Below are 11,799 nucleotides of genomic sequence, written 5' to 3' on the forward strand. Positions count from 1 at the left end.
ACCTAACACAATGAAATCATGAAGCCTTTTAAATTCAAACAATTCACAATAAAACAAGATCGTTGTGCCATGAAAATAGGCACTGACGGTGTACTATTAGGGGCTTGGACAGCAATAAATAACAACACTTATAACATTTTGGATATTGGCGCTGGCACAGGGATAATAGCATTGATGCTGGCACAACGTAGTTTCGCGGAGAACATTGAAGCCATAGAATTAGATGGAGACGCTTTTGAACAATGCACGGAGAATTTCGAAAATTCGCCTTGGGGAGACCGGTTGTTTTGTTTTCATGCCGGTTTTGATGAATTTGTTGATGAATACACAGAAGAAAAACCTGATGAATCTGAACTATACAACCTGATTGTATCGAATCCCCCTTTCTATAAAGAAGAAGTTACCAGCGGGGATTATGCTAGGGATTCAGCAAGACAGAATACATCCCTACCCTTTAATGAATTAGTAGAGGGTGTTACCAAATTATTAACAAAAGACGGTTCATTTTCTACGATTATCCCTTTTAAAGAAGAAAGCCAATTTTTAAACTTGACCAGGCAAAACGGACTTTACCCTTCACGAATCACCCGTGTTAAAGGAAATTCAACAACCGATGTAAAAAGGAGCCTTTTACAGTTTTCATTTTCTGAACAAAAAATTGAAATCAATGAACTGGTAATTGAGAAGGAAAGACACCAGTATACTGATGATTATATTGCCCTGACAAAAGATTTTTATTTAAATATGTAACAATATGCTTTTGATATGTTATATTTCTTTATCTATATTTGAGAAAAACAAGCGCTATGAAACCTGACCTATTTGAAGCTCCCGATTACTATAATTTAGATGAACTTTTCTCTGAAGAACATCTGTTGGTTCGCGACGCAGCCCGCCAATGGGTAAAGCGTGATATTACCCCGATTATTGAAGAATATGCCCAAAAAGCAGAGTTTCCCAAGCAAATCTTAGGTGGTTTGGCAGAAATCGGGGCTTTTGGCCCTTATATTCCTGAGGAATATGGTGGGGCTGGTTTGGATCAGATCAGTTACGGACTCATTATGCAGGAAATAGAACGTGGGGATAGTGGCGTGCGCTCTACGGCCTCTGTACAATCTTCATTGGTGATGTATCCTATTTTCAAATATGGGACGGAAGAACAACGTAAAAAGTACTTACCAAAATTGGCCTCTGGCGAATTTATGGGCTGTTTTGGACTTACTGAACCCAACCATGGATCCAATCCAGGGGGAATGGAAACCAAATTCAAGGATATGGGCGATCATTTCCTTTTAAATGGGGCGAAATTATGGATATCTAACTCCCCTTTCGCCGACATTGCCGTAGTATGGGCCAAAAATGAAGAAGGCCGTATACACGGTTTGATCGTTGAGCGTGGTATGGAAGGTTTTTCCACCCCTGAAACCCATGGCAAGTGGTCTTTGAGGGCATCGGCAACCGGAGAACTCATTTTTGACAATGTAAAAGTGCCCAAAGAAAATCTTTTACCGGGCAAAAATGGTCTTGGTGCACCTTTAGGATGTTTGGATTCTGCCCGTTATGGCATTGCATGGGGTGCAATCGGAGCTGCGATGGATTGTTACGATACCGCCTTGCGTTACGCCAAGGAACGTATTCAATTTGGTAAACCTATAGCCGCCAAACAATTACAACAGAAAAAATTGGCCGAAATGATCACGGAGATCACAAAAGCTCAATTATTGACGTTTCGCCTCGGACAATTGAAAAATGAGGAACGCGCAACTTCGGCACAAATCTCAATGGCCAAACGCAATAATGTGGACATGGCCTTACATATAGCCCGGGAAGCAAGACAAGTATTGGGCGCGATGGGGATAACGGGTGACTACAGCATTATGCGGCATATGATGAACCTTGAGAGTGTTATCACATACGAAGGCACCCATGACATTCACCTTTTGATTACAGGGGCCGATATCACAGGACTATCCGCGTTCTAACACAATCGAATCTATCAGTTTTTTAAGTAAACGGTTCGTATGGATTGATTATGAAGCCAATTCTAAACCTTACTCCATCCTTAAAAACAAAATTAGAAGCGTACACCACAACTTTCGGTAGGTACACATCATTTGTTTTCACTAATGTGTTGCTTAGGGTACATTTACCATGTAATAAAAACGAAATAAAATTTTTCATTTTCATATAGTGTTCTCGTAAAAGAGTCCGGTCTTTATTGATCGGACTCTTTTTAGTTAACACCTTTCTATATGTTAGGGCCTTGGATTACAAAGGCTTTTTAGAAGACAAACCGATTTTAGCACTTTTCAATCCTTTACCTGTTACGGATAATTCAATTGAACCGGCCTTTTCCGTAGTTGTTACCAAAACGACCAGTTTTCCACTAAACAATTTCATGGTCGGATGATGGAACATCTCTAAGGATGTAGGATCACCGTTGCACGCAGCCCTATACTTACCTTCGCCCTTGACCTTAAACTTTAATTGGTTTGTAGCAGTCGGGCATAAAATCCCATGTTTATCTACTACAGAAACGGTAACGAATGCCAAATCTTCGCCATCGGCATTCAATTCGGTCCTATCGGGGTCAAGTACTATTCTATAAGGCTTACCCGCAGTGACCATCTCTTTCTCCACCGCTACTTTACCCTGGCCGTCAAAAGCAACGACTTTTAAAGAGCCGGGGTCGTATTGAACATCCATCCACATAAGGCGATATCTGTTCTTCGATGTTCCAAAATGCTTTTTCCGAACACCCATACTTTTCCCGTTCACGAACAACTCTGCACTGTCATAACTTGTATAAACGAAAACCGGCGTAGTCTCGCCTTCACGTCCTTCCCAATTCCAATGGGGCAGTATATGTAAAGTTTCCTCCTCGGTATTCCATCGACTACGATATAAATAATAACGGTCTTTTGGTAGCCCTGCCAAATCATTGATGCCAAAATATGAACTGCGCGATGGCCACTTTTCGTCATATGGTGTAGGCTCTCCCAAATAATCAAAACCTGTCCATACGAACTCACCAATGACCCAAGACTTATCATCTTGCCAAACAAAATCGTCATCAGGAATATTCGACCAACTGCAGGTTTCCAAATCATAGGAAGAACTTTGATAGTCCTTGTATTGTTTCATTTTAGCCTCGACCACGGGAAATTTGTAAATACCACGCGAACTTACCGTTGAAGCAGTCTCTGACCCCAAAATGAACCCTTGGGGAAATTTTTCATAAGCTTCTTCGTATAACGGTAAACGATAATTAAGTCCTGGGATATCGAGAATGGCACCAAAGCCGGATTCCATCGAATTCTGTACTTGATCCATACCTACCGTAACCGGTCGTGTTGGGTCCTCACGATGAAAAATATCCTGTATCCATTTTGCCCGTTTTACCCCAATTAGGCCATATTGGTCGGGTACTTCATTCCCCGCACTCCACATTACGATACTTGGGTGATTACGGGTTGCCCGAACCAAATTGACGATATCTTTCTCAGCATATTCTTCGAAAAAACGATTATATCCGTTTTCAACCTTAGGTTTTGCCCATTCATCAAAGCTTTCAGCCAAGAACATAAAACCCAACTCATCACACAACTCCAGTTGTTCCAACGACGGCATATTATGTGAACTTCGAATGGCATCACAACCCATATCTTTTAATATCCGCAATTGTCTTTTTAACGCTGAACGGTTAACAGCGGCACCAAGGGGTCCTAAATCGTGATGCAGACAAACTCCTTTGAACTTCCTGGTTTTACCGTTTAAGCTAAAACCGGTTTTTGAATCATATTTAATATCACGTATTCCAAAACGAGTGGTTACTTCATCTTTCAATTCGTCACCAACAAACAATTGAGAAACTGCCGTATAGAGATAAGGTGACTCGGGACTCCATAATTTTGGATCAGGCACTGCAATGTTCTGATCGAATTCATTACCGAATTTTAAGTGGGTTATATCGGTGGAAAGGGTATCACCTACCGCATCGATTATCCGGGTTACCAAATGAACACCATCGCCAGATGCTTTTGTCTTAATGTTCACTTTTGCCATTTCGGGGGAAATAAACGGTGTGGTTATAAACGTACCCCATAGATCGATACTCTCATTATTCTTGACGATTACGCGAACATTCCTGTATAGTCCGGCTCCTGGATACCAGCGCGATGAAGATTCAACATTCGTAAGTTGTACTGCGATCGTATTTAACTTATCGGCCAAAACCTGCTCTGTAATATCAAAATGAAAATAACTGTATCCATAGCCCCACTCACCTACCTTGTTGCCGTTCACGTAAACTTTAGGTTCGCTCATGGCCCCTTCAAAAAGCAAGATTACCTTTTGCCCTTTTTTATACTGGGGAATCCTAAACTTGTTTCGATACCAACCTTGGCCAACATACGGCAAAGCTCCGGTTCTCCCGGTTTTCTCAGTGGCCACAGTCTCATTATTCTGTTCAATAGCAACCACCTGCTTATCTATTTCCTTATCAAAAGGACCATAAATAGCCCAATCATGGGGAATGGTCACCGATTGCCATTTAGAATCGTCGAAAGCCATCTTATAAGCCATACTATCCTGGCCATTGTGGAATTTCCAATTTTTTTTAAGGGTCAAAACACTACGAACTTGGCCTAGAACGATGGCGGGAATACATAAGAACAGAAAAAAGAGAGGGCGAAATCGGTTTAATACCATGCTGATTGTTTAAAGTCAATATCAATACATATGCCTGAATCTAACACTATTATCAAATCGGGCCTTTCACTAAAAATGTACTTTTTCCTAATTCGCATCTAACGATGAATGAGGAAAGTCACATCAGCATTGCCCTGCCTTGGGATTCGGATATTTATCCGTCTGGTCTTCATGGGTGTTATCCAAACAAGCGAAATCTTTCTCCAATAAAAGAAAGAATGTACCCCCATCATCAAGTGATTCACGATGGTCAATACCCACCACGTCATTTTCATACCATTCTTTAGCAAAACTTTCGGGCACGTAAAGTGTAATGGTATTACCGTTGAAATCTACCTGTAAATTCTCAATATTTTTCTGCTTCACCCCATAATTAAAGGTGGTTGAACTAAATCGGGTAGATTCCTCAATGGAGCCTTCAGTACAAAACCTTTTCACCTCAGTGGGTGTTAATCGAAACCGCACAGAATTTTCTTTGATCCGTATTTTCATATCCTTTTTTTGTAGTATTCCAAAGATAATGATTTTGGATACTATAAACCACTACATATTTCTGCGATATTGCCCCCCTACCTTGAACAATGCAGAAGTAATCTGGCCTAAGGTACAGTACTTGGTTACTTCCATCAACCTTTCAAATAGGTTATCGTTGTTTATGGCCGCCTGTTGCAAGGATTTGACCTGAGCTTCAACTTGGTCCGCATTCGCCTTGTTCAGGTTTTCCTTGGTTTTGATCTGTAATTGCTTTTCTTCCTCGGTAGCCCGAATGACCTCAGCCGGCATAATGGTCGGTGAGCCCTTGGAGCTCAAAAAGGTATTTACACCGATAATAGGGTATTCCCCTGTGTGTTTCAGTGTTTCATAATGCAAACTTTCTTCCTGAATCTTACTCCGTTGGTACATCGTCTCCATAGCCCCCAATACACCTCCGCGTTCCGTGATGCGGTCAAATTCCTGAAGTACGGCATCCTCTACCAAATCGGTCAACTCCTCAATGATAAAAGCCCCTTGAATAGGGTTTTCGTTCTTGGCAAGACCCAATTCCTTATTAATGATCAATTGAATGGCCATCGCCCTACGAACCGATTCCTCGGTCGGGGTAGTGATGGCTTCGTCATAGGCATTGGTATGTAAGGAGTTGCAATTGTCATATATGGCATACAATGCTTGCAGCGTTGTGCGAATATCATTAAAATCTATCTCTTGCGCATGCAAACTGCGACCCGATGTTTGAATATGGTATTTGAGCATCTGAGCCCTTTCGTTCGCACCATATTTATCTTTCATTGCCTTTGACCAAATTTTACGGGCCACACGACCGATCACCGCATATTCGGGATCGATACCGTTACTGAAGAAAAAGGAAAGGTTAGGGCCGAATTGGTTTATGTCCATCCCCCTTGCCAAATAGTACTCCACATACGTAAATCCGTTAGCCAATGTAAATGCCAATTGGGATATGGGATTGGCACCGGCCTCAGCAATATGATAGCCCGAAATTGAGACCGAATAGAAGTTACGCACCTCTTCGCGAATAAAATATTCTTGCACATCACCCATTAGACGTAGGGCGAATTCCGTAGAAAAAATGCAGGTATTCTGCGCTTGGTCTTCCTTTAAAATGTCTGCTTGCACCGTTCCTCGTACTTGGGAAAGGGTCTTCGACTTTATCTTTTCATAGATTTCTTTTGGTAGTACCTGGTCTCCTGTGACACCGAGCAAAAACAGGCCTAGACCATTATGCCCTTTTGGAAGATCCCCGTTGTACTTTGGCCGCTCTATACCTTTCTTCTTATAAATGGATGCAATCTTGGTCCCCACTTCTTTTTCGAGTCCATTTTCTTTGATGTACAACTCACATTGTTGGTCAATGGCCGCATTCATGAAAAAGCCGAGGAGCATGGGAGCAGGACCATTGATTGTCATACTAACCGAGGTCATCGAATTTGCCAGATCAAAGCCGGAATAAAGTTTCTTGGCATCATCCAAACAACAGATTGAAACACCGGCATTACCTATTTTACCATAAATATCAGGACGATGGTCTGGATCGCCGCCATATAGGGTTACACTATCAAAGGCAGTGGAAAGTCTTTTAGCTGGCATACCCATACTCAGATAATGAAACCGTCTATTGGTTCGTTCGGGACCACCCTCACCAGCAAACATGCGCGTTGGATCTTCACCTGTTCGTTTAAACGGATACAAACCTGAAGTAAACGGGAATTCCCCAGGCACATTCTCTTGCAACATCCATCGTAAAAGATCACCCCAAGCCTGGTACTTGGGCAAGGCCACTTTAGGAATACTGCTATGCGAAAGGGATTTGGTATGTGTCTGGATCTTTATTTCTTTCCCTCTTACCTCGAAACTATAAACGGGATCTTTGTATCTCTTGACCTTTTGGTCCCATTGCACCAACATTTCCCAATAATAGGGGTCAAAATCCATTTTTATACGACTGAATTCCTTGAACAACATTTTTAGTAGGTGTTCTTTTTCCTCATTATCCCGGACATGTTTCAGAATCTCTTCCTCGTTCAATCCAACCATTGTCAGGTAAGAGGTCTCAACCCTATTTGGAGCAATATCCGAAATGGTTTCAATCGTTTTAAAAACACCATAAAGCCTCTGGGCCAATTGCACTTGTTCATTGACCTTTTTATCGTATGCCCGGTTACTTTCGGCAATTTCAGAGAGATAACGTGTCCTAGCCGGAGGGATAACAAAAACCTTCTCCGATTGTTCCTCTGAAGCGGTAAAGGTAGAATTCAAATCTACATTGGTTTTTTCTACTAGTTGGTTCATGACCGCCTTATAAAGGGTATTCATCCCTGGGTCATTGAATTGTGAGGCTATGGTTCCGAAAACCGGAAGGTCGTCTTGACTTGTCTCCCACAAACCATGGCTCCTCATATACTGTTTCTTAACATCACGAAGAGCATCCAGGGCACCTCGTTTGTCGAATTTGTTGATGACCACCAGATCCGCAAAATCTAGCATATCTATCTTTTCAAGTTGGGTGGCGGCCCCAAATTCGGGTGTCATTACATATAACGAAACATCGCTATGTTCTATGATCTCGGTATCGGATTGCCCAATTCCCGAAGTCTCCAGGATGATCAAATCAAATTGGGCGGCCTTTAATATACCAACAGCTTCATGTACATGTTTTGAAAGGGCCAAATTACTTTGACGGGTGGCCAAACTACGCATATAAACCCGAGGATCGTTAATGGCGTTCATTCGAATACGATCACCGAGCAATGCCCCGCCTGTCTTACGTTTTGAAGGGTCGACCGATATTATACCAATCGTTTTATTAGGGAAATCAATTAAGAATCGACGTACCAACTCATCCACTAACGAAGATTTGCCGGCACCCCCTGTCCCGGTAATCCCAAGTACGGGAAAAATACCGGCATCAGATGCACTTAAATGGGCAAAAATATTTTTGAACTCTTCAGGCCTGTTCTCAGCCAAACTGATACCACGTGCAATGGTTTTCACATGTTTCCCTTGAAGAAGCTGTTCTATTCCCTTTCCTTCAGGAAGTACCAATGGCGGATTGGGAAAATCTGACTTTTGCACCAAATCATTAATCATACCTTGAAGGCCCATGGTGCGCCCATCATCAGGAGAATAAATTTTAGTGATACCATAATCCATCAAAGCCTTTATCTCTTCTGGAAGGATAACACCTCCCCCTCCACAAAAAATCTTGATATGATCTGCTTTTTTTTCCTTGAGCAAATCATACATATATCTAAAATACTCATTATGCCCTCCTTGATAGGAGGTCATGGCAATGGCGTTCACATCTTCCTGAATGGCAGTTTGCACCACTTCTTCCACACTACGATCATGCCCTAGGTGAATGACTTCGACCCCGGTGGCTTGGATAATGCGTCGCATAATATTTATAGATGCATCGTGCCCATCGAAGAGGGAAGCTGCCGTAACGATACGTACTTTATTCTTGGGTTTATAAGGAATAACTTGTTTCATCTGTAATAAACACTCTTTATTTGAGTGGTAATTTACGGATTATTCAACAAAAAGGTGATGATTTTTAGAATACCTCAAAAATATTTGAATACACTAACACCGTTAAACCATAAAATCGCAAGAATCGCTCGCTCAGCCGACCATATCAATCCTACTTACTTTTGATTTATTACGAACAAGAGATTATTTCCCCTCATATTCAAACCAATCAAAAAAAGCTATTTCTTTACTTTTTTTACCGTTACCCGTTGCATACATGCCTACATACACCCCTGTGAACCAGCCAACAGTTTCCGAACTCAGAAACTTAGCATCAACCGATTCGATATCTGTGAATTCCCCATTGCCCTGGGAATAAGAAAATGTAAATGATGTTCGCTCCCCTTTGACCCTTAATGTAACCGGACCAGGTTTCAGTTCAAACGTTTTGGATGAGTAGTTCGTAGAACCAAATTGAAGATTTACCTGAAGTATTCGTTTCCCGTTTTTCCTATGGATCAAAAGATCAAAGTGCGAATCGTTGTTCAGAAGAATCACACCTGCTTCTTCATTTTCATTTTTGGGGTCAAAATCGACCTTAGTGCTTGCTGTGAAATCCAGATGCTGCAACCTACGGCCAACAAAAGTCGGGGAACCTTCATCCCCAATCACCAGATCGGATCCCTTTAACCGTAAGACGCCCTTACGGGAATCCAACGTATAATTAGCTTCTTGGGGCATATGTAAGTAATTGAATTCGAGCCCAAGTTTGTCATTATTAAAATCAGTCCTTTTGGGTTTCTCGGGAAAAGGCTTCAATGGCAAGGTAGGCACGGTCATGTTCATGTTAACGGTACCATTTCCATTTATAACAGGCCATCCATTCTTAGGCCATGTTACAGGTGCCAAACAAGTTTCCCGTCCCAAAATATGATGTACCCCACCTGCCATTCCCGATATATCGCGATACCCATGAAAGACCACCCATCGTGATCCGTCATGTGCTTCAATCATATCGGCATGCCCAACACCCTGAATAGGATTTCCTTGACCCGCTGCATTGGCATGTGCCAAAATTGGGTTAGCAGGGTTATCGGTATATGGGCCCCAGATATCATGACTGCGCGCAATGGTTTCCGAATGCGCTTCTTCTGTGCCCCCTTCGGCTCCCATTAAATAATAGAAACCATCTTTTTTGTAAATATGTGGACCTTCGGAATACCTACCACCGGTTCCGTTCCAGACTTTTCGACCTTCTGTCAATAGTTTGCCTGTAGACAAATCTATTTCATATAGAATAAACGGGGATGAAATGACGTAAGACTTTCCGTCCCCATCAAAAAACAAATCGGGATCTATTCCCGGAATATCAACCCAAATTGGATCTGACCACGGTCCCGCCGGATTTGTAGATGTAACATAAAAATTACCTCCATTCACCACATTAGTCGTAATCATATAAAAAATACCCTTATGGTAACGGATCGTGGCGGCAAAAATATTAATTCCATTGGGCAATTGCTCTTTTCGATGAATGCAGTGTCCTATCTGTTCCCAATTCACCAAATCCTTACTATGGAAAACGGGTACGCCTGGAAAATATTCAAATGTACTTGTGATCAAATAATAATCTTCTCCTACCCTACATATACTTGGATCAGAGTAAAATCCGGGTATTACAGGATTCTTATAGGTTATTGGGTCATTGGGATTGGGATGTGCCGCAAAGGGATTGGTTCTGCGTATATCTTTTACAGTGGTTTTTTTAGAATCGTTTTCCGTATTCTGGGCAACTCCCGCAAAATGGGCAATCACCAGTAATGACAATAATATCCTCTTCATTGGTTCGGGTTATTTAAGACCCTTAAAGATATCACTAATTACAAGGCCGGATTTCAATTATTAAACCATTTTTACATCCAATTCAATCTAAATCGTACACCTTGTAGGTTCTGGACCATTTTGCCGATTCCCCTGAACGTATGGAAATTGAAAAAAACAATTCTGGACTGATCACATGCCTCCAGCCCCAAAGATTTATTTTATCGGTTTTAAAATTACCCGTTTCACAAATACCGATCCTGCTTTCTTGATGATGCAATTCCCAAGTGGCATTCACATCTTCCCCACCTGAAAGGTTACTAAAAAAGAACTGCTCGTTGGGTGTACCGTTAAAGCCAAAACCTTTTGTTCCTATAACAACCTTTTGTTCCGGGTTCAAAGTTTCCCCAAACTTTTCGGGTTGCAAGGCAAAAGGGAAATTCAAAACATAACCCTTACCCATCAATGCTTTGTCCAGCGCCATAAAATTATGTACATACTCATCGGTATAAATATCTTTACTCCCCGTATTTGTTAGGGTATAATCAATTGTAAAACCACTTTCATTAAGTGTAACCACTTTTTTCAAGGTATAGGCATACCCATTAACCAATTCCGATATACAATTGAACGTTAAGACATAAGGACTTTTCGTTATCTTAAATTTGGCCGGTTTGATCTCGTATTTTTCATGAAAGAGATATTGATTACTCTTTTTCTTAAGTAAGCCTACGCCTATTTTATGAAACCACCCCCCTATTTCGGTATCGGTGAAACCCAAGGCAGAATCGATACCGAATTCATTATAAAATCCTTTACCCAAAAATCCATCGTTTTTATAATCGGTCCTTTCTAACCCAGTAATCGAACGGCTTTTAAACTTTACTTTGGTAATTTTCCCCGACCAGTCAAAACGTGCCGAATTATATCCTTCGTTGGGATAATCTAATTGAAGCTCTAGGTTTTTGTTCTTTAAAATCAGCGGCATAAGATGTAAATTGATGTTGTCGGATTATCAAATAAAAAGTTGGTTGTTTTAAATTAAACCCACGGATATATATTACAGCACATATACAAATCTGAAATTTTTTGATTCTTCAAACTTATTAAACTGATAAGGATTTCGACTAAAACATTTTTTTCACTTGAGGACAATTTATTAAGAAATCGGATAGGAAAACCCCTTTACCACCACCAACTTTCATCTAAGCCCCAATTAATGTTAAAAAACCATAAAAACAGCCAAAAACTACAAGAAAAGTGCATTTCAACCGTTATTTA

Annotated in this window: 7 protein-coding genes; 2 read left to right on the forward strand and 5 right to left on the reverse strand. The window is 41.2% G+C overall.

Going from position 1 to position 11,799, the window contains the following annotated elements:
• Nucleotides 1–15: 15 nt before the first annotated feature.
• Nucleotides 16–750, forward strand: a complete 735-nt coding sequence (locus R3X28_RS00230) for a tRNA1(Val) (adenine(37)-N6)-methyltransferase (RefSeq protein WP_282055621.1) — start codon at nt 16–18, stop codon at nt 748–750.
• A 56-nt stretch (nt 751–806) separates the two neighbouring features.
• Nucleotides 807–1,982: an acyl-CoA dehydrogenase family protein gene (locus R3X28_RS00235; protein WP_317661533.1), complete on the forward strand. Its 1,176-nt coding sequence runs from the start codon at nt 807–809 to the stop codon at nt 1,980–1,982.
• 286 nt (nt 1,983–2,268) lie between these two features.
• On the opposite strand, the gene R3X28_RS00240 is transcribed toward R3X28_RS00235, so the two are convergent.
• From R3X28_RS00240 to R3X28_RS00260, 5 genes are all read right to left on the reverse strand, one after another.
• Entirely contained in the window at nt 2,269–4,710 is a 2,442-nt protein-coding gene (locus R3X28_RS00240) for a glycoside hydrolase family 2 TIM barrel-domain containing protein (protein WP_317661534.1), read from the reverse strand.
• Nucleotides 4,711–4,833: 123 nt separating this feature from the next.
• Entirely contained in the window at nt 4,834–5,202 is a 369-nt protein-coding gene (locus R3X28_RS00245) for a DUF7009 family protein (protein ID WP_154364577.1), read from the reverse strand.
• A 51-nt stretch (nt 5,203–5,253) separates the two neighbouring features.
• Nucleotides 5,254–8,718: a methylmalonyl-CoA mutase family protein gene (locus R3X28_RS00250; protein ID WP_317661536.1), complete on the reverse strand. Its 3,465-nt coding sequence runs from the start codon at nt 8,716–8,718 to the stop codon at nt 5,254–5,256.
• 183 nt (nt 8,719–8,901) lie between these two features.
• Entirely contained in the window at nt 8,902–10,539 is a 1,638-nt protein-coding gene (locus tag R3X28_RS00255) for a glycoside hydrolase family 43 protein (RefSeq protein WP_317661537.1), read from the reverse strand.
• A gap of 82 nt (nt 10,540–10,621) precedes the next feature.
• Nucleotides 10,622–11,506 (reverse strand): hypothetical protein, encoded by an 885-nt coding sequence (locus R3X28_RS00260; protein ID WP_317661538.1) that lies wholly within the window; start codon nt 11,504–11,506, stop codon nt 10,622–10,624.
• Between the last annotated feature and the right edge of the window lie 293 nt (nt 11,507–11,799).

Source organism: Maribacter sp. TH_r10, assembly GCF_033101095.1.
GTDB lineage: Bacteria > Bacteroidota > Bacteroidia > Flavobacteriales > Flavobacteriaceae > Maribacter_A > Maribacter_A luteus.

Coding starts and splice junctions, on each gene's coding strand:
- R3X28_RS00235 (WP_317661533.1), top strand. CDS start 807: ATGAAACCTGACCTATTTGAAGCTCCCGATTACTATAATTTAGATGAA.
- R3X28_RS00240 (WP_317661534.1), bottom strand. CDS start 4,710: ATGGTATTAAACCGATTTCGCCCTCTCTTTTTTCTGTTCTTATGTATT.
- R3X28_RS00245 (WP_154364577.1), bottom strand. CDS start 5,202: ATGAAAATACGGATCAAAGAAAATTCTGTGCGGTTTCGATTAACACCC.
- R3X28_RS00250 (WP_317661536.1), bottom strand. CDS start 8,718: ATGAAACAAGTTATTCCTTATAAACCCAAGAATAAAGTACGTATCGTT.
- R3X28_RS00255 (WP_317661537.1), bottom strand. CDS start 10,539: ATGAAGAGGATATTATTGTCATTACTGGTGATTGCCCATTTTGCGGGA.
- R3X28_RS00260 (WP_317661538.1), bottom strand. CDS start 11,506: ATGCCGCTGATTTTAAAGAACAAAAACCTAGAGCTTCAATTAGATTAT.